Below are 25,661 nucleotides of genomic sequence, written 5' to 3' on the forward strand. Positions count from 1 at the left end.
ATCACCCGCGCCGCAACGCTGAGCGGAATTCCGACAGTTTGAAGGCCCCGAACACGTGGCCGAGGGCAAAGTAGGCCGCACCCGCCGCTGCGATCAGCAGAAGCAGGGCGAGGTAGCGCAGGCCAGACAGGTCAAACGCCCAGCCGAACAGCTGGATCGCGGCAAACAGGACGACGCCCATCCCGGCTGAGGCCGCAACGATCCGCCAAGCCCGGTGTTTGAAGCGTTCATCAAAACGGGCCTCGTCCCCGAACCGTCGCGCGCCGATGGCCAGCAGCAGAACCATGGCCCAACCGGCAGTCGAGGCAGCGATGGCGGGCGCGATCCAACCGACCAGAGGATAAAGGCCAAAGGCGAGAGCGGCATTCACAACCATCGCAACAACGGCATAGCGGAACGGAGATTTCGTGTCTTCGCGGGCAAAGAACAGCGGTTGCAGCAGCTTTTGCAGCATGAAGGCTGGCAGGCCGATGCCGTAGATGGCGACCGCCAGCGCGGTGGCTGCGGTATCCTCGGCGGTGAACTGGCCGCGCTGGAACAGGACCGAGACCAGTTGGACGGGGATGATCACGAAGGCGACGGTCGAGGGGATGGTCAGCAGCAGCGTGAATTCTCCGGCCCGGGAAAACGCGTTACGCGCGCCGTCTTTGTCGTCAGCCCGCAGGCGGCGGGACAGATCGGGCAGCAGGACGATGCCGACCGCAATGCCGACCACGCCCAGCGGCAGTTGATACAGGCGATCTGCAGCAAACAGCCAGCTCACGGCTTTCTCGGTTTTCGAGGCCACCAACTGCCCGACCACCAGATTGACCTGCGTCACCCCCATGGCGAGCGCCGCAGGCACCGCGATGCGCACCATGCGCCGCATTTCAGGGCTGAGCTTCGGCAGGCCGGGGCGGATGCGGATACCTGCGCGCTCGGTTGCGATCCAGACAAGGGCCAACTGCGCGATGCCCGCGGCAGGGATGACGGCGATCAGCCAGCGGATCACCTCACCACCTGAAAGCGCCCCGAAGATCAGGGCGGAGCAGGCGAAGATGTTCAGCAGAACCGGCGCGGCGGCGGCGGCGGCGAAGCGGCCCGTGGCGTTCAACACGCCGGAAAACAGTGCCGCCAGCGACATGAACAGGATGTAGGGAAAGACGACATAGCCATAGTCCACGGCCAGATCGAAGCGTTCATCGCCATAGAACCCCTCGGCGGTGATCCAGACCAGCGCGGGCATGAAGACCATGGCCAGACCGACAAGGGCCAATACCGCCACGGCCAGCAGGTTGAAGGCGTCTTGTGCGAAGCCTTGGGCGTTCTCGTCGCCCTCCAGCCGCTTGGAAAACATCGGCACGAAGGCTGCGTTGAAGGCACCCTCGGCAAAGAAACGACGGAACATATTGGGCATGCGGAAGGCGGCTACAAAGGCGTCCATCACCGGGCCAGGCCCGATATGGGCGGTCAGCAAGATTTCCCGCAGAAAGCCAAGGATGCGGCTGGCAAGGGTCCAGAATCCGACCGTGAAAAACCCCGAGAACAGGCGGATCTGCTTCATGAGGCGGCGCGCTCGGCGCCCTCGGTGATCGCGGTGCGCAACTTGGCCTCAAGCCCCCGCTGCTTGCTGTCCGAGTGGTATTTCAGGCCGAACATATCCTTGACGTAGAAGGTATCGACCACCTGCTCGCCATAGGTCGCGATGACGGCGTTGGCGATATACACATTGGCTGCAGCCAGCGTGCGGGCGAGGTCATAGAGCAAGCCGGGACGGTCGCGGGTGTCGACCTCGATGATCGTGTAAATCTCGGACCCGTCATTGTCGAAGGTGATATGGGTCGGGACGTTAAAGGCGCGTTCGCGTTTCTTGATCTTGTCGCGCGATTTGAGGGCGTCGCGTGCCACAACTTCGCCCTTCATCGTCTTGTGGATCATCTGTGTTAGTCGCGGCAGACGCGAGGCCTCGAACGGGTGGCCTTCGGCGTCCTGAATCCAGAAGGCATCCGTTACGTAACCATCCTTGGTGGTATAGCTGCGCGCGTCGACCACATTGGCACCGACCAGCGCCAGAGCCCCTGCGATGCGGGCAAAGATACCCGGGTGGTCACCCATGGCGAAACAGGCGCGCGTCGCGTCGCGGTCTTCGTCGGGATGCAGGCGGATTTCCATCTCACCGGGATCGCCACTGTCCTCCAGTGCCTTCAACATCTCGGCGAACTCGACATGGGTCGACAGGTTGAGGCCCTGCCAATAGGGATCGTAATGCCGCCCGGTCTCGGTTTTTAGGTCCCCCTTGGACCAGCCTGCCAACTCAGCCCGCAGCAGCTTTTTCGCGCCCGCCCCGCGGTTGGCGCGGTTGAGGTCTTCCATCCCGGTCTCAAGCGCGCGCTTGGTTTCGGCATGTAGCGCGCGCAGCAGCGTGGCTTTCCAGTTGTTCCACGTGTTCGGCCCGACGCCGCGAATATCGCAGACCGTCACAACGGTCAGCAGGTCCAGCCGTTTGACCGTCTCGACCGCCTTGGCGAAATCCCGGATGGTGCGCGGGTCGGAGATATCGCGTTTCTGCGCCATATCCGACATCAGCAGGTGATAGCGCACCAGCCATTCCACCGTTTCGGAATCCGATTTATTCAGCCCCAGACGCGGGGCCACCTTGCGTGCGATCTGCGCGCCGAGGATCGAGTGATCTTCGGGCCGTCCCTTCGCGATGTCGTGCAGCAGCAGCGCCACATACAGCACCTTGCGGTTGACCCCTTCCTTCAGGATGGACGAGGCCAGCGGCAGCGACTCGATCAGTTCCCCCCGCTCGATCTGGGCGAGGTTGACGATGCATTGGATCGTATGCTCGTCCACCGTATAGCTGTGATACATATTGAACTGCATCATCGCCACGATGTGCTCGAACTCGGGCAGGAAGGCTGACAGAACGCCCAGTTCATTCATCCGTCGCAGGGCGCGTTCTGGGTTGCCGTGTTTCAGCATCAGATCCAGGAAGATGCGCCGCGCTTCCTTGTTGTTGCGCATGTCATCATCGATGAGGCTCAGGTTCGCCGCGACCAGACGCATGGCGTCGGGGTGGATCAGCATCCCGGTGCGCAGGCCTTCCTCAAACAGCCGCAGCAGGTTCAGCTTGTCGGTCAGGAAGGTGTCGGGGTCGGCCACGTCCAGCCGGCCATGTACCACCCGGTATCCGGCCTTGACCCGAGGGCGGCGGCGGAAAATGCGCTCCAGCAGCGGCGCGCTTTTCATGTGGGACGCTTCCAGCTTGGTCAGGAAGATGCGAGTCAGCTCACCCACCCGGGTCGCCTCGCGGAAATAGCGCTGCATGAACACCTCGACCGCGCGTCGTCCGGCGCGGTCTTCATAGCCCATGCGTTCGGCCACTTCGACCTGCAGGTCAAATGTCAGCTGTTCGGTGGCGCGGCCCGTGACCAGATGCAGATGAGAGCGGACTGCCCACAGAAACTCTTCGGCCTGAACGAAGCCCTGAAATTCCTCGGGCGTGAACAGGCCCAGCGGCACCAGCTCGGCCACATCCTGAACTCCATAGATATACTTGGCGATCCAATAGAGCGATTGTAGATCGCGCAGGCCGCCCTTGCCCTCTTTCACATTGGGCTCGACCATGTACCGCTCGCCTTGTTTGAGGTGGCGTTCGTCGCGTTCTTTCAGCTTGGCTTCGATAAACTCGCGTTCGGTGCCTTTGAACAGGTCGGTCTTCAGTTGTGTCTCAAGGTCCTGCGCAAGTGCGAGATCTCCGGCCAGATAGCGCTGTTCCAGCATGGCGGTGCGAATGGTAAAATCCTCGCCCCCCAGCCGCAGACAGTCCCTGATGGTGCGCGAGGAATGACCGACCTTCAGCCGCAGGTCCCACAGGATATACAGCATGGATTCGATCACGCTCTCGGCCCAGGCGGTGATCTTGTAGGGCGTCAGGAACAGCAGATCCACGTCCGAGGACGGGGCCATTTCGCCGCGCCCATAACCGCCGACGGCCAGAACGGCGATCTTTTCCCCCTGCGTTGGCGTCGCCAGAGGGTGCAGATGCTTGCTGGCAACGCGCATCGCGGTGCAGACCAGTTGGTCGGTCAGATAGGTGTAGGATCGCGTCAGCGGACGCGCATCGAACGGGGCCTGCACAAAGGCCTCGGCAATGGCTGCGCGTCCGGTCTTCTGGGCCTCGCGCAGGATGCGGACGGTTTCTGCGCGCAGGGCAGCGTTATCCGCGCCGCGTTCGACGGCGGCGGACAGGTTGGCATCAACCTCGGCATTGTCAAAAATCCGGTCGGCGGGGCAGATCAGTTTGCTGTCAGGCATGCCTGCCTGCGCCGGTGGCTCAGAATCCGGCGCCAGAGAAGCTTTGTGGGGCAGGGTCAATCACAACCACCTGTTTGTTCTGGATCGTGGCAACCGCCAGACCGCGTTCGTTTGTACCGTTGGGACGCAGGCGGAAGATGCCGCCGACGCCCTGAAACCCTGCATTCTGGGTCAGCGCCGCGCCTGTCAGCGCGTTCGACTTACCCTGGCTGACCAAGGCCCCAATCGCTGCGATGCCATCATAAGCCAGCCCGCTGATCGGATGCGGAGCCTCGCCATAGGTGTTGTTATAGCGTTGACGGTAAGCCTGCGCCTTGGCCGGGTCCGGCAGCGCGAACCATCCGCCTTGCACACCCGGCAGTTCCAGCGTCTGTGCCGGGATGTCCCAGCGTGTCAGGCCGATATATTGCACCGTCGCCGGAGACACTCCGGCCTCGGGCAGCAATTGGCTGTAGAGCGGCAATGCACCTGCAGTTGTCGCGGTCAGGAAAATCGAATCCGCTCCGGTCGAATCCACCGTGGCCTTGATGGTCGGAACCGAGTTGATCACCCCTTGCTGCGACCGGTCATAGGCCACCGTGCCCGCATCATTGACACGGCTACTGCTGAGCGCCGTGGCAATTGCCGCCTGACCCAATTGCCCCGCCGAGTCATTGCTGTGCACGATCACGGTGCCACTCTTGCCCTGACGGCCTGCAAAATTCACCAGCCGGTTGGCGGTGTTCTGGAAGGTCGGGCCCAGCACAAAGACATTCCCGCCCGCGATGCTGGTGTTGTTCGAGAAGGACAGCACGTTGACGTTATTGTTCAGAACTGCAAGACCCGCCGCATTCGCCGCCTGCGCATAGACCGGCCCGATGATGATCTTGGCCCCATCCGCAACGGCTTGCTGCGCTACCGTCGATGCGGTGCCTGCATTACCTGCGGTATCATAAACCCTCAGATCGATCTTGACGTTCTGCAGGTCCGCCATGGCCAGACGAGCCGCGTTCTCAAGGCTTTGCGCAAGGGCTGCATCCCCCGATTGCGGCGATCCGCGCGGCACCAGAAGGGCGACGGGAACAGGATCAGAGGTGTCGATCGAGGGGCCTCCGCCGATGCCACCCACTTCACAGGCGGCCAGAAATGCGGCCGTGGCCAGAGCAATGGCGGATTTCGCCAGTTTGCGGGTGGGCTTGCAAACGGTAAACATCTAAATGAAAACTCCCTGATCCGGCGTCTGAGGGCACCTTGGTCTAACGATCCGCGATAATAAACGTCACGCTCTGAGGGTCCAGCTTTGAATTTCCAAAAGATCAGATTGGCTTCGGGCCTGTATTTTGTTGCCACTCCAATCGGGACCGCGCGCGACATTACGCTCAGGGCACTGGATGTGCTGGCCTCGGCGGACATGATAGCCGCCGAAGATACCCGCAGTTTGCGCCGGTTGATGGAAATCCACGGCGTGCCGCTGGAGGGTCGCCGCATCCTTGCCTATCACGACCACAGCGGTGCAGGCGCGCGCGGCAAGCTTCTGCAGGCGCTTGAGGCGGGACAGTCGGTTGCCTACGCCTCTGAAGCTGGGATGCCCCTGATCGCCGATCCGGGTTATGATCTGGGTCGGCAGGCGGCTGAGGCAGGCTTTGCCGTCACCTGCGCCCCGGGTCCCTCGGCGGCGCTGGCAGCGCTGACATTGGCGGGGTTGCCCACGGATGCGTTCTTTTTTGCAGGCTTTCTGCCCAACGCCTCCGGCGCCCGGCGTTCGCGTATCGAGGCGCTGCGCGACATTCCCGGAACGCTGGTGTTCTACGAATCCCCCAAGCGGCTGGCCGCAAGCCTTTCGGATTTGGCACATGTTCTGGGCGCTGAGAGGCAAGCGGCGATGTGCCGTGAACTGACAAAGAAATTCGAAGAAGTCCGGCGCGGAACGCTCGGCGATCTGGCGGCAGAATATAAGGGCGCAACGGTGAAGGGCGAAATCGTCCTGCTGGTGGATCGCGCGCATTCGCAAACTGTTAACGAGTCTGACGTAGAAGAGGCTTTGAAACGGGCCTTGGAAAGCCATTCGGTGCGCGACGCGGCAGATCTGGTGTCAGAGATGTTCAACCTGCCGCGCAGGCCGATCTATCAAAAGGCCCTGAAGCTGGGAAAGGGATGACATCATGCGGCGATCGGTTCGTGGCTCGGTTTCTTATCATGCGGGGCAGGCGGCTGAACTGCGTGTTGCCACCGACTATGAACGGCGCGGGTTTTCGATTGCCCATCGCCGCTGGCGCGGCGCAGGTGGAGAGATTGACCTGATCGTGCGGAATGCAGAGGGCCTCGTCTTCGTCGAAGTCAAGAAAAGCAGAAGCTTCGCGACCGCAGCAGCGCGGATCAGCCCCCGGCAGCTCGACCGGATTTATGCGTCAGCAGCCCAGTTTCTTGAACATGAACCGGGCGGTCAGTTGACCAATGTGCGCTTTGACGCGGCGCTGGTCGATGGTTCTGGTGCGGTTGAAATTATCGAAAACGCCTTTGGTCACGGCTGATCGCCATTGAACCCGTCAGGTCTGTGGGCCATGTATCGGGCGTAGAACTGAGGGATACGCCATGAAGATCGCCTTTCAGATGGACCCGATCGGGGCCGTGGATATCAATGCCGACAGCTCATTCCGTCTGGCCGAAGAAGCACAGGCCCGTGGGCATGAGCTGTTTTTCTACGGGCCGGACCAGTTGGCCTATCAAGAGGGGCGGATTACCGCACGCGGTCACGATATGACGGTGCAACGGGTGCCGGGCGACCCAGCGGTGCTTGGCCCCGAGCGTGAGGTTGATCTGGCCGATTTCGATGTGGTCTGGCTGCGGCAGGATCCGCCGTTTGACATGCACTACATCACCTCGACCCATCTGCTGGATCGCCTGAAAGGTCAGGCGCTGGTGGTGAACGACCCGTTCTGGGTCAGGAACTATCCCGAGAAACTGCTGGTTTTGGACTTTCCTGATCTGACCCCACCCACAACGATTGCGCGCGATTTGCAGACCATCAAGGCGTTCAAGGAGAAGCACGGGGATATCATCCTCAAGCCGCTCTATGGCAACGGCGGCGCCGGCGTGTTCCGGCTGGGGCCGGATGATCGCAATCTGACCTCCCTGCACGAGCTGTTCACCGGGTTTTCGCGCGAGCCGCTGATCGTCCAGAAATTCCTGCCCGATGTCCGCAACGGTGACAAACGGGTGATTCTGGTCGATGGCGAGGCCGTGGGTGCCATCAACCGGGTTCCAGCCGAGGGTGAGACGCGCTCGAACATGCATGTGGGCGGGCGGCCTGAGAAGATTGGCCTGACCGACCGCGACATGGAGATTTGTGCCGCCATCGGGCCATTGCTGAAAGAGAAGGGCCAGATATTCGTCGGTATCGACGTCATCGGCGACTACCTGACCGAGATCAACGTGACCTCGCCCACCGGAATTCAGGAGTTGGAGCGGTTCAATGGCGAGAACATCGCCGAAAAAATCTGGCAGGCGATCGAGGCAAAGCTTTAACCGCCGACCTTGGCGCTGATGCGAAAGCTCAGCGCCTCTGCGACATGGGGGCGGCGGATGTCTGGCGCGCCTTCCAGATCGGCGATGGTTCGGGCGACCCGCAGGATGCGGTGAAAGGCGCGGGCCGACAGGCCGAACCGTTCTGCGGCCTTCAAAAGCAGGTCTTTGCCTTCGGCGTCCGGGGCTGCGCACTCTTCCAGATACTTTCCTTCAAGATCGGCGTTTTGCCGCGTGTCCGGCATGTCGCGGAACCGGTCGGCCTGCAGGGCCCGCGCGGCCTCGACCCGCGCAGCGACGGTGGCCGAGCTGTCGCCCGAGGGTGGCAAGTCGAGATCGGTGAAGCTGACCGGCGGCACTTCGATTCGCAGGTCGAACCGATCCATCAGCGGGCCGGAGATACGACCGAGATAATCCTCGCCGCAGACCGGCGCGCGGGAACAGGCGCGCGCAGGGTCGGTTAGATACCCGCATTTGCACGGATTGGCCGCCGCAACCAGCATGAACCGGCAGGGGTATTTGACGTGGGCGTTGGCGCGGGCGACCATGACCTCTCCGGTCTCGATGGGCTGGCGCAGGGTTTCCAACACGGTGCGCGGGAATTCGGGGAATTCGTCCATGAACAGAACGCCGTTATGGGCCAGCGAAATCTCTCCGGGCTTCGCGCCTTTGCCGCCACCGACGATGGCGGCCATCGACGCGGTGTGGTGCGGTTCGCGGAAGGGGCGGGCGCGGCTGATGCCGCCTTCGTCCAGCAAACCGCAGAGGGACTGGATCATCGAGGTCTCCAAGGCCTCGACCGGTGTCAGTGGCGGAAGGATGCCGGGGAGCCGGGCCGCCAACATGGATTTGCCAGAACCGGGTGTGCCGATCATGATCAGGTGATGACGGCCAGCGGCGGCGATTTCCAGCGCGCGTTTGGCGCGTTCCTGTCCTTTGACGTCGCGCAGGTCGCGCGCAGAGGCTAACAGGCTGACTTCGCCCGGTGTTGCGGCGGGCAGGGCGGATTGGCCGGTGAAATGCCTGACCACATCCCCCAGCGAGCCCGCGCCGATCACCTGCGTTGCATCGACCCATGCGGCCTCGGCGCTGGATGCTGCGGGGCAGAGCAGCGCACGATCTTCCGCGGCGGCGGTCATGGCAGCGGGCAAGGCTCCGACGACCGGCACCAGCGATCCGTCCAGCGATAGCTCTCCCAACGCCACGGCCCCTTCGGCGGCGTCGGTTGGGATGATGTCCAGCGCGGATAGCAGGGCGACGGCGATGGGCAGGTCGAAATGGCTGCCCTCTTTCGGCAGGTCGGCAGGGGACAGGTTGATGGTGATGCGCTTTGACGGCAGCGCGATGGCCATCGAACTGAGCGCGCTGCGCACCCGGTCGCGCGCCTCGGACACGGCTTTGTCGGGCAGGCCGACGATCGAGAACGCCGGAAGGCCCGGTGAGACGGCGCATTGCACCTCGACCGGGCGGGCGTCTACGCCTTGAAAGGCTACGGTATGGGCGCGGGCGACCATGGCAATCCTGTTTCGTGGTTAACAGGACGTTGCTGCCATGGTTGCGGTTTAGGAATGGTTAACGTCTGCCACCATGGCGGTGAATTTTGGCCATGCCCCCGGGTCGGCCACGGTTTTGTCGCGGCAGAACGGGTTGCAGAAGCCCCAGATTTGGTCGTCGAGTTCGAGGTAGTCGGCGACGGGTTTGCCGGAATAAGGGCAGGTTGAGTTGGCCGAGGGGCCCGAAGCGACGGTCTTGGCCCGAGCGGTTCCCCCAACCGGCCAGTCCTGCACGGGCCCATTCTGCTGATAGGGAAACGGATCATACGAAACGGTCAGACCCATCGCGCGCCATTGCCGGACCGACAGGTCGGACAGCAGCTCAAGGCAATAGGCGCGGTTGGCCTCGGTCACCGGCAGGCCATAACCGATGATCCGCGCGGCGACCGGGGTATAGAACACATCCGCCAGCGAATAGGTCCCGAACAACGGTCCGGTTTCGGCGCCTGAGAGGGTCCGGGCATGTGCCCACAGGGTCTCGATCCGCTGCAGGTCGGACAGGGTTTCGGGTGAGGGCTGAAATCCTTGCCAGCACTGACGCAGCTGCATCGGGCATTCGCTCCTTAGGGCTGAGAATCCCGCAACCATTTCGGTGCACAGCCAGCGGGCGGTGGCGCGGGCGGCGGGGTCTGTGGGCCACAGCCCGGCTTCGGGGTGGCGCTCGGCGAGTGTTTCCGCCATTGCGAGGCTTTCGCCAACCACGGTTCCCTCTGGCAGCCGCAGCGCGGGGACAAGGCGGGCAGGGGCCAGCGGTTCCATATCCGCCGCCATCGTGCCGGAATAGAGGCCGATCATATGGGTGCGGTAGGGCAGGCCGAACTTCTCGAGCATGAGCCATCCGCGCATGGACCAGCTGGAGAACAGGCGGTCGCCGATGAAAAGGTCATAGGTCATCCGCGAACGATGTCGGATGATGCAGCCTTGGTAAATCAGAGATTTGTGTGCGACCCCATCACGGTCGGTGATTGATCCGACCTACGGACCAGCGATCGCCGTGATGGGTGACCTCGGTGACCGAAAGGTTGTCGATCCGGTGACCAAACGCCACTTGCGCGTCGACATTCAGGGCGCGCTGCACTTGCGTCAGGATCACGCCGAAATGGGCCACGATGATCAGATCGTGGCCGGTATGGGCCGCGATCAGATTATCGATGGCGGCATCAACCCGTGCCCGGACCTCATTCCAGCTTTCGCCTTTGGGGGGACGGACCTCGCCCGGATTGTCCCAATAGGCAAAGCACAGCTCGGGGTCTTCGGCCTCGATCTCTCTGAAGCCACGCAGCTCCCAGCTGCCGAAGTTGATCTCGCGCAGGTCTTCGCGGTGGGGCAGTCGTGTGCGCGCGCCTTGAATGGCGCTGGCTGTGTCGGCGGCGCGGGACAGATCGGATGAGATCACGATGGCCTGTGCCGGCAGATGCGCGGACAGGCGGCCAAGCGCAGCGGTGTCGCTCAGGTCGGCAGGCAGGTCGGACCAGCCGACCATGGTTTTGGCATGGGTTGGCCCGTGCCGCACCAGATGCAGGCGGGTCAAAGCGGCGCGCCTTTCAGCACCAAGGGCAACCCGGCAGTCACCTGCACCACACGGTCGGCCTGCGCGGCCAGCGCAATGTTCAGCCGCCCCTGCGCTTCACGAAAGCGGCGCGACAGGGCGTTGTCGGGCACGATCCCTTGGCCGACCTCGTTCGAGACAATCACGATCTGGGCCGCGCAGGTCTGCAAAGCGCCGAGCAAACCGGCCTGAACCTGCTGCAGATCATTCTCGGCCAGCAGATGATTGGTCAGCCACATGGTCGCACAATCGATCAGGCACACGTGATCCGGCGTCAGCTTTGCAAGCGCGGGCGACAGGTCGAAAGGCGCCTCGATCGTGGTCCAAGTGCTGCCTCTTTGTGCAATATGTTGCCTGATTTTCAGGCGCATCTCATCATCAAACACTTGTGATGTGGCCAGATATATCTGGCTTTTCCCTGTGGAAACAGCAAGTTGCTCTGCAAACAGCGACTTGCCCGAGGCTGCGCCGCCCAACACGAAGGTTAAATCGGGATGCACTTTTATTACCTTTCTGGTGATCCACCCGGTTTTGATCTGCGTATCGACCTCAGGTCGGCGTGACAAGCCCGGCCAATCGCCTGTGGCAAAGGGAGAGTTTCATGGCACTGGACAACGCAAACGATTTCTCGATGTCCCGACAGGCGATGAAGGCGGAACTGCTGGATGCCGAGACAGAATTGCGGCTGGCCTATGCCTGGCGCGATGACCGGGACGAACAGGCCCTGCACCGTCTGATCACCGCTTATATGCGGCTGGCGATTTCGATGGCGGCCAAGTTCAAGCGCTATGGCGCGCCGATGAACGATCTGATTCAAGAGGCCGGTCTGGGCCTGATGAAAGCCGCCGACAAGTTCGATCCGGATCGGGGCGTACGCTTTTCGACCTATGCCGTCTGGTGGATCAAGGCCAGCATTCAGGATTATGTCATGCGCAACTGGTCGATGGTGCGCACCGGGTCGACCTCGTCCCAGAAATCGCTGTTTTTTAACATGCGCCGGGTACAGGCGCGACTGGAGCGTGAAGCCGCGACCGAAGGGGTCGAGCTGGATCGGCATCAGCTGCATCAGATGATCGCCACCGAGATCGGAGTTCCCCTGCGCGATGTCGAAATGATGGAAGGGCGGCTTGCCGGGTCTGATTTCTCACTGAACGCTGTGCAGTCGGCGGACGAGGATGGGCGCGAGTGGATTGACGCGCTGGAGGATGATCGTGAACAGGCCGCCGAGGCAGTCGAGCACAGCCATGACACGCGGCAGTTGCGCGAATGGCTGGTCACCGCGATGCAGGCCCTGAATGAGCGCGAGCGCTTTATCGTGCGCGAACGCAAGCTGCGCGACCCGGTGCGGACGCTGGAAAGCCTCGGAAAAGAATTGGGCCTGTCGAAAGAGCGCGTGCGCCAGCTTGAGGCGGCAGCCTTCGTGAAAATGCGCAAGAACCTTGAAGCGCAATCGCGCGAGGTGCAACACTTCTTCGCATGAAACCTTTTGCGATTCTTGCGGCCATTCTGTTGCTTGCCACCGTGCCTGACAGAGGCCGTGCGGCTGATATGATTCCCGAGGATGTTTTGGCCGACATGCAGGCGGCCGATGTAGTCATCCTGGGTGAGGTTCACGACAATCCGCAGCATCACCTTGTGCAGGCCGAAGCAATCGCGGCCATCGCCCCTTCGGCTGTCGTGTGGGAGATGGTGACCGAGGAAGGCGCGCAAAGACTGGCGCAAAAAGCGGTGTCTAACCCGGAGGAGCTGTCCAGAATTCTGCGCTGGGCTGAATCGGGCTGGCCGCCTCTCAGCATGTATTATCCTGTCTTTCAGGCTGCAAATGTGCCGGTCTACGGGGCGATGGTGCCCCGCACAGCTGCGCGTGCCGCGATGGAGCGCGGAGCCGCCACCGCACTGGGCGCGGATGCGGCGCGCTATGGGCTGACCGTACCACTGTCGCCTGAGGATCAGGCCGCGCGCGAGGCCGATCAACTTGCGGCCCATTGCGACGCGCTGCCTGCCGAGGCTTTGCCGCAGATGGTGGCGATCCAGCGTTTGCGCGATGCGGTCCTGACCCGCGCGATCCTGCGCGCTGCGGATGAAACCGGCGGTCCGATCGCGGTGATTACCGGCAACGGCCATGCCCGCAAGGACCGCGGCATTCCCACGTTTCTGTCGCGCTTGCGCCCGGGGTTGAAGGTCTTTGTGCTGGGGCAGTCCGAAGATGGTTTTATCAATGGTGAGTTTGACGCGGTGATCGACAGCCCGATGGCCGAGCGTGAAGACCCCTGCAAGGCCTTCGAGACTCAGAATTAACTGCTGGAACTGCCCGACCGCCTTGCCTAATGTCGGGGTCGACCGGGACGGGAAGGGCTAGAGATGCTGGCATCCAAACGCATTCTGCTGATTATCGGTGGCGGAGTCGCTGCTTATAAGGCACTGGATCTGATCCGGCGTCTGCGCGAGCGTGGGGCATCCGTCACGCCGGTCTTGACCCGCGCGGCTGAAGAATTCGTGACGCCCCTATCCGTGTCGGCGCTGGCCGGAGAAAAGGTCTATCGCGATCTGTTTGACCTGACGGATGAGGCCGAGATGGGGCATATCCAGCTGTCGCGCTCGGCCGATCTGATCGTGGTGGCTCCGGCGACGGCTGATCTGATGGGCAAGATGGCGGGGGGGCTGGCCAATGATCTGGCCTCGACCCTGCTGATGGCGACCGATACGCCGGTTCTATGTGCGCCCGCGATGAATGTGCGGATGTGGGATCACCCGGCGACGCGGCGCAATCTGGCGCAGATGCAGGCCGATGGCGTTCGGTTTGTCGGCCCGAATGAGGGCGACATGGCATGCGGTGAATACGGCCCGGGCCGCATGTCGGAACCGCTTGAGATTGTTGCAGCCATCGAGGCGCAGCTTGGCGACGGCCCCTTGAAGGGCAAGCGTGTGCTGGTGACATCTGGCCCGACCCATGAACCGATTGACCCGGTGCGCTATATCGCCAACCGGTCCTCGGGCGCGCAGGGCACAGCGGTGGCGCGGGCGCTGGCGGCGCTGGGCGCCGAGGTGGTTTTTGTCACTGGCCCAGCCGATGTTGCGCCGCCCGAAGGCGTGCAGGTTGTCGCGGTCGAAACGGCGCAAGAAATGTCCGATGCGGTCGAGGCTGCGTTGCCTGTCGATGCGGGTGTCTTTGCCGCAGCGGTGGCCGATTGGCGCGTGGCCACGGCCTCGGACAAGAAGCTGAAGAAAAGCCGCGACGGGTTACCGGCGCTGGAATTTGCCGAGAACCCGGATATCCTCAAACGCGTCGCCGGGATGCAGACGGGCCGCCCCGCGTTGGTGGTGGGTTTCGCGGCGGAAACGGACAGTGTCATCGAACACGCCACCGCCAAACGCGCGCGCAAGGGGTGTGACTGGATCGTGGCCAATGATGTGAGCCCGGCAACGGGTATCATGGGCGGGTCCGAGAATGCGGTGATCCTGATCTCGGACGAAGGGGCCGAGGAGTGGCCGCGCATGGGCAAAGACGCCGTGGCTGAACGACTGGCGCAGAAGATTGCTGCAGCTTTGGCAGGGTAATTTCCGCAAAGAACGAGAGGTATCGGGATGGTTGCAATTTGTGTGATCCGTGAGGATGGGTCTGATCCTTCGATCCCGTTGCCGTCCTACGAAACGGCGGGGGCTGCCGGGGCCGATGTGCGGGCCAACCTGCCGGGCAAGGCTTCGATCATGCTTGACCCCGGACAGCGCGCGTTGGTCCCCACGGGCCTGCGGATCGAAATCCCGCAAGGGTTTGAGGTACAGGTGCGTCCACGCTCGGGTCTGGCATTGAAGCATGGTATCACCCTGCCGAACACACCCGGCACCATCGACAGCGATTATCGCGGCCCGCTTGGGGTGATCGTGCTGAATGCTGGGCAGGATCCGTTCGAAATCACCCACGGAGAGCGCATCGCCCAGCTTGTCGTCGCCCCCGTGGTGCAGGCGACCTTCGAGGCCACCGATGCCCTGTCCGAGACAGACCGGGGCGAGGGTGGCTTTGGTTCGACCGGGCGCGGCTGATGCTGCTGGTTCTGATCCTTGCCGCCGGGCTGTGGGGCGTGGGCTGGATGGCCGGCGTGTCACGTACTGCGCGAATGGTCTCCATTGGCACGCTGCTGGCCGGGGTGATCGTTGCGCAACTGGTTTTGCCCGAAGGCAATCCCTTGCGTCAGGCAACTGGCGGCTCTGCAGCGATGTGGTTGATCCTTGCTGGCTCTGCGGTGCTGGTTCTGCTTTATGGTCGGGGCGTGAAAGCGCTGCGAAATCGAGCCGAAACAGCCGAGGCCAAGGAGCCCAAAATGCCCTCAGATCAGTTCACCGAGACCGAGCTGGAACGCTATGCCCGCCACATCGTCCTGCGCGAACTGGGCGGGCCTGGGCAGAAGAAGATGAAACAGGCGCGGGTGCTGGTGATCGGCGCGGGCGGTCTGGGGGCTCCGGCGTTGCAATATCTGGCTGCGGCGGGCGTGGGCACGATCGGCGTGATCGACGATGACGAGGTCGAGAACGCCAACCTGCAGCGGCAGGTCATTCACCGCGACGCGGATATCGGGATGCCCAAAGTGTTCTCGGCCCAGCAGGCGATGGAAGCGCAGAATCCCAACGTGGTTGTCCTGCCCTATCACCGACGGCTGACCGAAGAAATCGCGGCAGACCTGTTTGCCGATTTCGATCTGGTCCTCGACGGCACCGACAATTTCGACACCCGTTATCTGGCCAACCGGACCGCCGTCGCGCTGGGCAAACCGCTTATCTCGGGCGCGCTGTCGCAATGGGAAGGGCAGCTGAGCGTTTTTGATCCCGCCAGCGGCGCGCCCTGCTATCAGTGCATCTTCCCCGAGGCCCCGGCCCCCGGTCTGGCCCCGTCCTGCGCCGAGGCGGGCGTGATTGGCCCTCTGCCCGGAGTTGTTGGTTCGATGATGGCGGTTGAGGCGATCAAGGTGATCACGGGTGCGGGGCAGGCCCTGCGCGGCGAGATGCTGATCTATGACGCGCTGTATGGCGAAAGCCGCAAAATCACGTTGTCGCAGCGCGCCGATTGCCCGATCTGCGGTGCAGGCGGGTAATTTCACCGCTCGCACTGGACCCTCGCGGGTGGGTTTCCTAGGTAAAGACCAAAGGAGACCCGCATGACCAACCCGATCCTGTCCGACTGGACCACGCCCTTCGAACTCGCCCCGTTTGCAGAGATTTCAGACGGTGATTTCGCCCCTGCACTGGAACAGGCGCTGCAGGCGCATAACGCACAGATCGACGCAATCGCGGCGAACCCCGAGGCCCCCAGCTTTGCCAACACCATCGAGGCGCTGGAAGCTGCAGGTGAGCAGTTGGACAAGGTTCTGTCGGTCTTCTTCACGGTTGCAGGCGCGGACAGCAATCCCAAACGCGAAGAATTGCAGCGGGAGTTCTCTCCGAAACTGGCAGCGCATTTCTCGGGTATTTCATCGAACAAGGCGCTGTTTCAACGGGTGGCCGATCTGTGGGCGCGCCGCGACGAGTTGGGCCTGTCGGACGAGCAGGCGCGGGTGTTGATGCTGTCGCATCGCGGGTTCGTCCGCGCAGGTGCTGCGCTGGAAGGTGAGGCCGACGCGCGGATGCAAGAGATCAAGGCGCGGCTGGCCTCGTTGGGGACCTCCTTTACCCAGAACCTTCTGGCCGATGAGCGGGATTGGTTCATGGACCTGACCGAGGATGACCTGCAGGGCCTGCCGGATTTTGCTGTGGATGCCGCCCGTGCCGCGGGGCAGGAGAAGGGGGCGGATGGCCCCGTCGTGACCCTGTCGCGGTCAATCATCGTGCCGTTTCTGCAATTCTCGCCCCATCGGGACCTGCGCGAAAAGGCTTATCGCGCGTGGACCGCGCGGGGGGCAAATGGCGGTGAGACCGACAACCGAGAGATTGCGGCTGAAATCCTGCGCCTGCGCGAGGAACGTGCCAAGCTGTTGGGGTATGACAGTTTCGCCGACTACAAGCTTGAGACCGAGATGGCCCGCACACCGGACCGCGTGCGTGATCTGTTGATGGACGTGTGGGAGCCCGCCAAAACCCGCGCTAACGCAGATGCCGAGGTGCTGACCGCGATGATGCAAGAGGATGGCGTCAACGGCCCGCTGGAAGCGTGTGACTGGCGCTACTATGCCGAGAAACGGCGCAAGGCCGAACATGATCTCGATGAAGCCGCGCTGAAGCCATACCTGCAACTGGACCGGATGATCGAGGCGTCTTTTGCCTGCGCCAACCGCCTGTTCGGTCTGGAGTTCGCACCGCTGGACGTGCCGCTCTATCACCCCGATTGTCGCGCGTGGGAGGTGACACGCGACGGGCAGCATATCGCGGTGTTCATTGGCGATTACTTCGCGCGCGGCTCAAAACGCTCAGGTGCCTGGTGCAGCGCGATGCGCGGGCAGGCGAAGTTCCCAAAGGCGCAAGCCCCGGTGGTGATCAATGTCTGCAACTTTGCCAAGGGCGATCCGGCGCTGCTGTCTTATGACGACGCCCGCACCCTGTTTCACGAGTTCGGCCATGCGCTGCATCAGATGCTGTCCAACGTGACCTATGAGAGTATCTCGGGCACCTCGGTGGCACGGGATTTTGTGGAACTGCCCAGCCAGCTTTACGAACACTGGCTGGAAGTGCCCGAAGTTCTGGCCGAATTCGCAACCCATGCCGAAACCGGCGCGCCGATGCCGCAGGAGATGTTGGACAAGGTGCTGCAGGCCGCCAATTTCGATCAGGGGTTCCAGACGGTGGAATATGTCGCCTCGGCTCTGGTCGATCTGGCTTTCCATGACGGGGCCGCACCCGCTGATCCAATGGCCAAGCAGGCCGAAGTTCTGGCCGATCTGGGAATGCCGTCGGCCATCGGAATGCGCCACGCCACCCCGCATTTCGCCCATGTGTTTGCGGGCGACGGCTATAGCTCGGGCTACTACAGCTATATGTGGTCCGAGGTCATGGACGCGGATGCGTTCGCAGCGTTCGAGGAAGCAGGCGGTGCCTTTGACCCAGAACGCGCCAAGGCGTTAGAGGATAACATCCTGTCCACTGGCGGTTCACGCGAGGCCGAGGACCTGTATCTGGCCTTCCGTGGGCGTCTGCCCGGTGTCGAAGCCCTTCTGAAAGGCCGCGGATTGATCGCGGCCTAATAACCCAGATCACGATTGACGAGGTGGAGAAAGGGCTCGCCCGCTTCACCTCGGCGAATGTTCTCGCAGATGACCTGAGCGGCGGTTACGGGCCGGGTCTCCGAGGCGATATGCGGCGTCACTGTCACGTTTGGCTGCGCCCAATAGGGATGCTCGGGCGGCAGGGGTTCGGTGCGGAACACGTCCAGCGTGGCGTGGCCGACCTGTCCTGACTTCAGGGCCGCCAGCAGGGCATCATCATCGATCAAAGGCCCCCGGCCCGGGTTGATGATGCAGGCGCCTCTCGGCAGCAAGGCAAGCGTATCAGCGTTTAGTATGTTCGTGGTCGCGGCCGTGTCCGGCAGCAACAGCACAAGGATTTCCGCCTGTGCCAGCGCGTCCCGCAGGCCCTCGGCCCCGTGTAGGCAGATCACTCCGGGGATGTCCTTGGTGGTGCGGCTCCAACCGATGACATGGAAATTCAACGCAGCCAGCGCCCGTGCCGCAGCCTCGCCCAATTCGCCCAGACCCAGAATGCAGACCGTGCGCTGCGGGGCTAACGGTGGGGCGTCAGGCTCCCACGTCGTATCTTGCTGAGTGATATGGCGGTCCATCCCAAGGTGATAGCGCAGCAAATGGCCCACCACCCATTCCGTCATGCCCTGTTTCAACCCGCTGTCTACCATGCGCGCCAGCGGGACGGTCAGGGTCTCATTGTCCGAAATGCTCTCGACCCCGGCCCAAAGGCTGAGCACGGCTTTCAGCCGCGTGAAGGGCGTGAAATCCCTCAACCCTCCGTTCGGGGCATAGACCACATAGTCGACCTGATCGGGCGAAATGTCGGTGGCCAGATGAAAGTCCAACCCGGCCTTGGCCAGCCCTTTGCGCAGCAGCGGTTCATATTCCGGCCACAACCCGGGGCGGGCGGAAAACAGGACGTTGACGGGCATGGAGGACCTTTCAGCGAGGGCGGTGGATATGGGCGCTTTGCACGATACCGAAGGCGGCCATCAGCACCAGCATGGCCGAGCCGCCATAGCTGACCATCGGCAGCGGTACACCCACGACCGGGGCCAGCCCCATGACCATCGACATATTGACCGCAAAGAACAGGAAGAAGTTCAGCGCAATGCCCAGCGTCACAAGGGACGAGAACCGGTCCTTGGTCGCCAGCGCCGTGACCATGCAGAAGATCAGGATCAGACCATAAAGGATCAACAAGGTGATGCCGCCGACAAAGCCGAATTCCTCGGCCAGGGTGGTGAAGATGAAATCGGTGTGCTTCTCTGGCAGGAAGTTCAGACGCGACTGGGTGCCTTGCATGAACCCGCGCCCGTTCCAACCGCCTGATCCCAGCGCGATTTTGGACTGCGTGATGTGATAGCCTGCGCCTAGCGGGTCGGTCGAGGGGTCCAGAAACGTATCAATCCGCCGGAACTGGTAGTCCTTGAGCAGCTGCCATTCCGTCCCGCGACTGTTGAACACCGTGGCAATCAGGCCAACCCCCGCCGCGATCACGGCGGCAAAATAGGCCCAATGGACACCGGCCAGAAACATCAACCCTCCGCCCGCGGCCAGCAGCAGGATTGAGGTGCCGAGGTCCGGCTGACGCAACACCATGAAGGTGGGGATCAGGATCAGGATGACCGGGATGATCACCCAAAGTGGACGCGAGGTTTTATGTGCCGGAAGCCAGTCATAATAGGCCGCCAGCACCATTACCAGCGCCACTTTCATCACCTCGGACGGTTGCAGCCGCATGAACCCAAGGTCGATCCAGCGTTGCGCGCCCATGCCGATGGTGCCAAACAGCTCGACCACGATCAGTAGGCCGATTGAGCCCAGATAGGCCACGACCGACATATTCCGCCAGAACCAGATCGGCACCAGCGCGATGATGAACATCACGGTCAGGCCCAGCCCGAACCGTTCCATCTGCGGCTCGGCCCAAGGGGTCCACGATCCGCCCGCGACCGAGAACAACATCAGGAACCCGGCACTTGCGACGCTGATTAGCAGCAGCGTTAGGGGCCAGTTCATATAGAGGAATTTGCGAAACCCCGATGGTGTGGATTTGACGGCATATTCAAGATAGCTCATGCGCGGTCCTTTGCGTCAGGACGCGCTTTGGGGCGGCGGTCGCCCTCAAGCCGTTTTTGTTGTTCCTTGATGCGCTCGCGATCCCCGGTCGGATAGGCCTCAAGAGGGGGCGTGCCGTTATAGAGCGCCTGCAGCATGATATCGCGCGCGACCGGAGCCGCCGCCTTTGACCCGCCGCCGCCATGTTCGACCACAACGGCGATGGCGTATTTCGGATTGTCATAGGGCGCGAAGCTGACGAACAGCGCGTGGTCGCGGCGCTCCCAGGGCAGGTCCTCGTTGCGGATCACACCTGCGGCGCGCTCGGCCTTGGTGATGTTGCGCACCTGACTGGTGCCGGTCTTGCCTGCCATGCGGAAATCATCTGCGATAATCCGGCTGCGATAGGCCGTGCCGCGCCGGTCGTTCGAGACCGACCACATCGCCTCGCGAATGTAGTTCAGATTGGCGCGGTTGATCGCAAGCGGCTCACCTGCGCCGGTCGGCTGCTCGACACCATCAATCGAGCGGACCAGACGGGGCGTGACGGCGCGCCCGGTGGCGATCCTTGCTGTCATCACCGCCAGCTGCATCGGTGAGGCCAGCATAAAACCCTGTCCGATCGAGGCGTTGGCTGTATCGCCGATCAGCCAGTCCTCACCATGGGTGCGTTGCTTCCATTCCTGATTGGGGGCCAGACCAGCGCGCACGGCAGACATCGGGATGTCGTGCTTGATACCCAGCCCGAGGGTGCGCGCCATCTCGGATATTTTGTCGATGCCGACCTTGATCGCCACGTCATAGTAATAAACATCGCAGCTGCGCTTGAGCGAGGTGTTGAGGTCCACCATGCCGTGACCGCCGCGTTTCCAGCAGTGGAAACGGCGGCTGCCGACCTTGAGGTGGCCGGGGCAATAGACGGTGTTGCCGGGACCAACGACACCGGCCTCAAGCGCGGCCAGTGCGGTGACCATCTTGAAGGTTGATCCGGGCGGATATGTGCCCTGAACCGTTTTGTTGGCCAGCGGGCGATACTTGTCCTGTGTCAGGATCTGATAATCCGCGACCGAAATACCGCGCACAAACAGGTTGGGGTCGAAACTCGGCGCCGAGGCCATCGCCCGCAGATCGCCGGTTTCGCAATCAATGACTACAGCGGCGGCGCTTTCTCCGGCCAGCCGCGCCTGCGCATATTGCTGAAGATCTGCGTCGACGGACAGTTGCAGATCCGCGCCGGGTTGGCCTTCCTGCCGGTCCAGCTCGCGCATGACGCGACCGGTGGCGTTGACCTCAACCCGCTTTGAACCGGCCCTGCCACGCAGGTCGATCTCTTGCTTGGCTTCCAGACCGACCTTGCCGATCTGGAACCGGGGGATGCGCAGCACCGGTTCGGGGTCTTCGATCTGGCTGAGGTCATAGTCGCTGACCGGGCCGACATAACCGACGATATGGGCGAAATCCTCATAGCGCGGGTATTGCCGCGTCTGGCCGACCTCTGGCGTGACGCCGGGCAGGGCCGGGGCGTTTACGGCGACCTTCGAGATATCCTCCCACGTCACCTGATCGACCAAAGTGACCGGCAGGAACGGGGCCGAGCGGCGCATTTCGGTGCGCGCCCTCTCAATCTCATCCTCGTTCAGCGGGATCAGATCGGACAGTTTGGCGATGACCTTGTCGATATCACCGGCATCCTCGCGCACGATCACGATACGGTAGGACGGTGAGTTCTGCCCGATGATCTGCCCGTTGCGATCGTAAATCCGACCGCGCGTCGGCGGAATCAGACGAATATTGATGCGGTTTTCCTCGGCCAGCAGGCGGTATTCGTCGGCCTGATCGACCTGCATGAAGCGCATCCGCGCCGCCAGCCCGCCGATGAAGGCCGCCTGCAGCCCGCCCAGCACCAGCGCCCGGCGCGGCAGGCGTTTGTAGGCGAGGCCTTGGGATTTGGGCTTGCGCTGTTTCATGCCCGCGCGCCTGCTGTAGTGGTGTCGGCGACGGATTTGCGGCGTACGCCAAACGCGCTCTGGCTCAGCAGAACGATCAGCGGGTATATCGCAATTGTCAGAACCACCTGTATCACCACCGGCCCCAGCGCTGCCTGTTGCACGGACAGAATAGCAAGAATGACACGGTTGAGCACAAAAACTGCCGTGATCACGGCACCGACCGTGGTCCATTCACTGACAAACCCGCTGTCGCGCATCCCCGGTGCTGCCGTGCGCAGGTACGAGGCCCCCATGACCACCAGCGCCGCCAGCAACCCCGGAGGGCGTTGCAGCAGCAGATCGGCCATCAGCATCACGAAGGCAATCGCAAGGATCGGCACATATTCGGGGCGACGCAGCACCCAGACATAGGTCAGCGCCATCAGGATATCGGGAAACGGCCAGCGATCCGGTTTCGAATCCAGTGGCAGCAGGTGCAGGAACATCACCAGCACCGCCAGCGCCAGATACAGCCCGCGTTTCATCCAGAGGTGCGAGGATGGCCTATCCATCGGTGGCCTCCGGTGCGGTTAGTGCTGCTTCGGGCTGGCGCGGGCCGACGATGCCGCCGGGGTCGCGGATGGGCTGGGCCGACTGGAACCGCAGCACCCGCAGGAATTCAAGCCGCTCGAAATCCGCCGAGAGGCGCACCCGCAGCCGCCCGCCGGGGTCCACGGCGATCTGGCCGATCAGCAACCCTCCGGGGAAGACGCCGCCATCACCCGAGGTCACAACCCGGTCGCCGGGCCGGACGAGTTCGCGGTTTTCCAGAAACTCAACCAGCGGCGAGGCGCTGTTATCCCCGGTAATCAGCGCGGTCTGGCCCGAGGGCTGGATCGTCGCCGGTATCGCGCTCGAGGCATCCGTCAGCAGGATCACCCGCGCCGTATCCGCGCCAACGCCCGAGATACGCCCGACCACACCGATCCCGTCCATCGTGGCCCAGCCGTCGACGATCCCGTCACGTTCCCCCACGTTCAACAACACCGATTGCCGGAACGGAGAGCCACTGTCCGCCATCACAACGCCCGTCACATAGGTCAGCCGGGGATCGAGCCGCACGTTGTTGAGGTCCAGCAGACGGGCGTTTTCCTGTTCCAGCTGCAGCGCGGCCTCTTTCCACGCGCGCATCAGGCGCAGCTCGCTGCGCAGCTCCTGGTTCTGCTCGCTCAGGCGTTGGTAGCTTTGGAAGTCCCGCGCGAGGTTGACCGCAGCCGTGACCGGCACCATCGCCCATTCCATCGAGGGCACCACCTTGTCCACCACCTGCGCCCGGAACCGTTCCACACGCGGGCTGTCGATGCGCCAGACCAGAAAGATCGCCAGCAGGCACAGCACCACGATCCCCAGCAGCAGACGACGCAAGGGGGTCGTGTATTCATCGCGCTGTGATCGGTCCTTTGCCACAGGTTACCTTCCCGTGCTGCTCGTGCCCGAGTTCTCACCCCATCAGGGTGCGCGCCTTAGCTTTCGTAGTCAATCGCGTGGCGCAGTTGTTTTTCGTATTCCAGCGCCTTGCCGGTGCCCAAAGCTACACAATTCAGGCTTTCATCGGCAATCGACACGGCCAGACCAGTCTGTTCGCGCAATGCAAGATCCAGATCACCCAGCAACGCGCCGCCACCGGTCAGCATAACGCCCCGGTCGACGATATCAGCGGCCAGATCGGGCGGCGTGGTTTCCAGCGCGGTCATCACCGCCTCGCAGATCGCCTGCACGGGTTCTGACAACGCCTCGGCCACCTGAGCCTGGCTGATTTCGATTTCCTTCGGTACGCCGTTCAGAAGGTCACGACCTCGGATATGCATCGACTGGCCGCGGCCATCGTCGGGCATACGGGCGGTACCGATGGTGGTCTTGATGCGTTCGGCGGTGGATTCACCGACCAACAGGTTCTGCTGGCGGCGCAGGTATGAGATGATGGCCTCGTCCATCCGGTCACCGCCAACGCGCACCGAACGGGCATAAACGATGTCGCCCAGCGACAGAACCGCCACCTCGGTTGTGCCGCCGCCGATATCAACGACCATATTCCCGGTCGGATCGGTAATCGGCATGCCGGCACCAATTGCCGCGGCAATCGGCTCGGCAATCAGGCCCGCGCGACGCGCACCAGCCGAGAGAACCGACTGGCGGATCGCGCGTTTTTCAACCGGTGTCGCACCATGAGGGACGCAGACGATGATCTTCGGTTTCGAAAAGGTCGAGCGTTTGTGCACCTTGCGGATGAAATGCTTGATCATCTCTTCGGCGGTGTCGAAATCGGCAATCACGCCTTCACGCATCGGACGGATAGCCTCGATCGAACCAGGAGTCCGGCCCAGCATCAGCTTGGCGTCCTCGCCTACCGCCAGCACTTTCTTGACGCCATCCTTGACGTGATAGGCCACCACCGAGGGTTCCGACAGGATCACACCGCGCCCCTTGACATAGACCAGCGTGTTCGCTGTCCCAAGGTCGATAGCCATGTCCGCCGTGAACAGGCCGCCCAGATTGCCAAAGATGCCCATAATTTACTGATCCCGTTTGTCAGAATTTCCACTGCCCGCGACTCGACGGTTCCGGGACGGATGCCTTATAGGGTGCCATCTCGCCCGGTTAAAGGGCTGATTCCGCGACAATCAGCACCTTTCCGCCTTATTGATAGGGACTTTAGAAGGCAAAATGCTCTCATATCAACACATTTACCACGCTGGAAATCTGGCTGATGTGCAAAAGCACGCATTATTGGCATGGGTGCTTGGGTATCTGACCCGAAAAGACAAACCGATCAGCTATATCGAGACGCATTCCGGGCGCGGTCTGTATCGCCTTGATGCACCCGAGGCCGTGCGCACCGGCGAAGCGGCCGCGGGGATCGCGCGGGCGCAGCGCGACGGGTGGTTTGGCGCGGATCACCCCATGGCGCGTGTGTTGGAGGGGGTGCAGAGCCGACATGGCACGGCGGCTTATCCCGGGTCGCCACTGATTGCGGCCAATCTTCTGCGTGCGCAGGACAGCCTGCATTTTGCCGAGTTGCACCCGCAGGAACACGCGGCGCTTTCGCTGGCGCTGTCGCCCTATGGTGCGAAGGTCTACCAGCAGGACGGTTTTGAGCTGGCGCAGTCCCTGCTGCCGCCGACGCCGCGGCGGGGGATGGTGCTGATCGATCCCAGCTATGAGGTGAAGGCGGATTACGACCGCCTGCCGGGGGTGATCGCCAAGCTGCATCGCAAATGGAATGTCGGGGTGATTGCGTTGTGGTATCCGATCCTGACGGATGGACGGCACAGGCCCATGATCTCGGCCTTGAAATCAGTGGGTTATCCCAAGGCGATCTGCCATGAAGTGAGGTTCCCTCCGGCGCGCGAGGGGCATCGGATGGTGGGTTCGGGTATGTTCGTGCTGAACGCGCCCTTTGGGATTGAGGACGAGATGGGCCGCCTTTCGGGTTTGTTTGAAAAACTCTGAGCAGGTGCCAGACGGCCAGAAATGCTCCCGCCCCGTTTGCCAGCATCAAAGATGCCGTCAAACGAGTTGGGCCCGGCAGCGCGCCAAAGGCGCGCTG

Annotated in this window: 23 protein-coding genes; 10 read left to right on the top strand and 13 right to left on the bottom strand. The window is 62.5% G+C overall.

The features are described 5' to 3' along the window. Position 1: 1 nt before the first annotated feature. Genes murJ through ACR1XV_RS13225 form a run of 3 tightly spaced genes read right to left on the bottom strand, consistent with a single transcriptional unit; the run spans position 2 to position 5,491 of the window. Positions 2-1,543 (bottom strand): murein biosynthesis integral membrane protein MurJ, encoded by a 1,542-nt coding sequence (gene murJ, locus ACR1XV_RS13215; protein ID WP_480532015.1) that lies wholly within the window; start codon positions 1,541-1,543, stop codon positions 2-4. Then, complete coding sequence (locus ACR1XV_RS13220; protein ID WP_480532017.1) at positions 1,540-4,299, bottom strand: [protein-PII] uridylyltransferase; 2,760 nt, start codon at positions 4,297-4,299, stop codon at positions 1,540-1,542. The genes murJ and ACR1XV_RS13220 overlap by 4 nt, the downstream gene beginning before the upstream one ends. A 19-nt stretch (positions 4,300-4,318) precedes the next feature. Further along, positions 4,319-5,491: a penicillin-binding protein activator gene (locus ACR1XV_RS13225; RefSeq protein ID WP_480532019.1), complete on the bottom strand. Its 1,173-nt coding sequence runs from the start codon at positions 5,489-5,491 to the stop codon at positions 4,319-4,321. Between the two features lie 87 nt (positions 5,492-5,578). Here ACR1XV_RS13225 and rsmI point away from each other — a divergent pair, with 87 nt between their 5' ends. From rsmI to gshB, 3 genes are all read left to right on the top strand, one after another. Further along, entirely contained in the window at positions 5,579-6,436 is an 858-nt protein-coding gene (gene rsmI, locus ACR1XV_RS13230; protein ID WP_480532021.1) for a 16S rRNA (cytidine(1402)-2'-O)-methyltransferase, read from the top strand. Positions 6,437-6,440: 4 nt separating this feature from the next. Continuing rightward, on the top strand, positions 6,441-6,809 hold the full coding sequence (locus ACR1XV_RS13235) for a YraN family protein (RefSeq protein WP_480532023.1): 369 nt from the start codon (positions 6,441-6,443) through the stop codon (positions 6,807-6,809). Between the two features lie 61 nt (positions 6,810-6,870). Beyond that, positions 6,871-7,803 (top strand): glutathione synthase, encoded by a 933-nt coding sequence (gshB, locus tag ACR1XV_RS13240; RefSeq protein WP_480532025.1) that lies wholly within the window; start codon positions 6,871-6,873, stop codon positions 7,801-7,803. Here the strand turns inward: gshB and ACR1XV_RS13245 are convergent. Genes ACR1XV_RS13245 through cobU form a run of 4 tightly spaced genes read right to left on the bottom strand, consistent with a single transcriptional unit; the run spans position 7,800 to position 11,402 of the window. Further along, entirely contained in the window at positions 7,800-9,314 is a 1,515-nt protein-coding gene (locus tag ACR1XV_RS13245; RefSeq protein ID WP_480532027.1) for a YifB family Mg chelatase-like AAA ATPase, read from the bottom strand. The genes gshB and ACR1XV_RS13245 overlap by 4 nt on opposite strands. A gap of 48 nt (positions 9,315-9,362) precedes the next feature. Beyond that, complete coding sequence (locus ACR1XV_RS13250; protein ID WP_480532029.1) at positions 9,363-10,247, bottom strand: glutathione S-transferase; 885 nt, start codon at positions 10,245-10,247, stop codon at positions 9,363-9,365. 58 nt (positions 10,248-10,305) lie between these two features. Continuing rightward, complete coding sequence (locus ACR1XV_RS13255; RefSeq protein WP_480532031.1) at positions 10,306-10,884, bottom strand: histidine phosphatase family protein; 579 nt, start codon at positions 10,882-10,884, stop codon at positions 10,306-10,308. Continuing rightward, entirely contained in the window at positions 10,881-11,402 is a 522-nt protein-coding gene (gene cobU, locus ACR1XV_RS13260) for a bifunctional adenosylcobinamide kinase/adenosylcobinamide-phosphate guanylyltransferase (RefSeq protein WP_480532033.1), read from the bottom strand. Before cobU ends, ACR1XV_RS13255 begins: the two co-directional genes overlap by 4 nt. 101 nt (positions 11,403-11,503) lie before the next feature. Here cobU and ACR1XV_RS13265 point away from each other — a divergent pair, with 101 nt between their 5' ends. The 6 genes from ACR1XV_RS13265 to ACR1XV_RS13290 all read left to right on the top strand — a co-directional run bounded on the left by ACR1XV_RS13265 (position 11,504) and on the right by ACR1XV_RS13290 (position 18,068). After that, on the top strand, positions 11,504-12,382 hold the full coding sequence (locus ACR1XV_RS13265; RefSeq protein WP_480532035.1) for an RNA polymerase factor sigma-32: 879 nt from the start codon (positions 11,504-11,506) through the stop codon (positions 12,380-12,382). Continuing rightward, positions 12,379-13,200: a ChaN family lipoprotein gene (locus tag ACR1XV_RS13270; RefSeq protein WP_480532037.1), complete on the top strand. Its 822-nt coding sequence runs from the start codon at positions 12,379-12,381 to the stop codon at positions 13,198-13,200. Before ACR1XV_RS13265 ends, ACR1XV_RS13270 begins: the two co-directional genes overlap by 4 nt. Positions 13,201-13,263: 63 nt before the next feature. Beyond that, complete coding sequence (gene coaBC, locus ACR1XV_RS13275; RefSeq protein ID WP_480532039.1) at positions 13,264-14,460, top strand: bifunctional phosphopantothenoylcysteine decarboxylase/phosphopantothenate--cysteine ligase CoaBC; 1,197 nt, start codon at positions 13,264-13,266, stop codon at positions 14,458-14,460. A gap of 27 nt (positions 14,461-14,487) precedes the next feature. After that, entirely contained in the window at positions 14,488-14,943 is a 456-nt protein-coding gene (gene dut, locus ACR1XV_RS13280) for a dUTP diphosphatase (protein WP_480532041.1), read from the top strand. Further along, positions 14,943-15,989, top strand: coding sequence for a HesA/MoeB/ThiF family protein (locus ACR1XV_RS13285; protein WP_480532043.1), 1,047 nt, complete (start codon positions 14,943-14,945; stop codon positions 15,987-15,989). Before dut ends, ACR1XV_RS13285 begins: the two co-directional genes overlap by 1 nt. Before the next feature lie 63 nt (positions 15,990-16,052). Then, a complete protein-coding gene (locus ACR1XV_RS13290; RefSeq protein WP_480532045.1) occupies positions 16,053-18,068 on the top strand; it encodes a M3 family metallopeptidase in 2,016 nt (671 codons plus the stop codon). Here ACR1XV_RS13290 and ACR1XV_RS13295 read toward each other — a convergent pair. The 6 genes from ACR1XV_RS13295 to ACR1XV_RS13320 are packed head-to-tail and all read right to left on the bottom strand — an operon-like array spanning position 18,065 to position 24,624. Further along, positions 18,065-18,997, bottom strand: a complete 933-nt coding sequence (locus ACR1XV_RS13295) for a 2-hydroxyacid dehydrogenase (protein ID WP_480532047.1) — start codon at positions 18,995-18,997, stop codon at positions 18,065-18,067. The two genes, ACR1XV_RS13290 and ACR1XV_RS13295, sit on opposite strands and share 4 nt — an antisense overlap. A gap of 10 nt (positions 18,998-19,007) precedes the next feature. Continuing rightward, a complete protein-coding gene (gene rodA, locus ACR1XV_RS13300) occupies positions 19,008-20,147 on the bottom strand; it encodes a rod shape-determining protein RodA (RefSeq protein ID WP_480532049.1) in 1,140 nt (379 codons plus the stop codon). After that, positions 20,144-22,093 (bottom strand): penicillin-binding protein 2, encoded by a 1,950-nt coding sequence (gene mrdA, locus ACR1XV_RS13305; protein WP_480532051.1) that lies wholly within the window; start codon positions 22,091-22,093, stop codon positions 20,144-20,146. Before mrdA ends, rodA begins: the two co-directional genes overlap by 4 nt. Beyond that, positions 22,090-22,626, bottom strand: a complete 537-nt coding sequence (locus tag ACR1XV_RS13310; protein ID WP_480532053.1) for a rod shape-determining protein MreD — start codon at positions 22,624-22,626, stop codon at positions 22,090-22,092. Before ACR1XV_RS13310 ends, mrdA begins: the two co-directional genes overlap by 4 nt. Next, positions 22,619-23,521, bottom strand: coding sequence for a rod shape-determining protein MreC (gene mreC / locus ACR1XV_RS13315; RefSeq protein WP_480532055.1), 903 nt, complete (start codon positions 23,519-23,521; stop codon positions 22,619-22,621). The genes ACR1XV_RS13310 and mreC overlap by 8 nt, the downstream gene beginning before the upstream one ends. A 56-nt stretch (positions 23,522-23,577) precedes the next feature. Further along, on the bottom strand, positions 23,578-24,624 hold the full coding sequence (locus ACR1XV_RS13320; RefSeq protein ID WP_008756832.1) for a rod shape-determining protein: 1,047 nt from the start codon (positions 24,622-24,624) through the stop codon (positions 23,578-23,580). Positions 24,625-24,778: 154 nt separating this feature from the next. Between ACR1XV_RS13320 and ACR1XV_RS13325 the strand changes: the two genes are divergently transcribed. After that, positions 24,779-25,564 carry a 23S rRNA (adenine(2030)-N(6))-methyltransferase RlmJ gene (locus tag ACR1XV_RS13325; RefSeq protein ID WP_480532057.1) on the top strand — a complete coding sequence of 262 codons (786 nt, stop codon included), beginning with the start codon at positions 24,779-24,781 and terminating at the stop codon, positions 25,562-25,564. The last annotated feature ends 97 nt before the right edge of the window (positions 25,565-25,661 follow it).

This window comes from Ruegeria sp. AD2(2025), assembly GCF_056542385.1.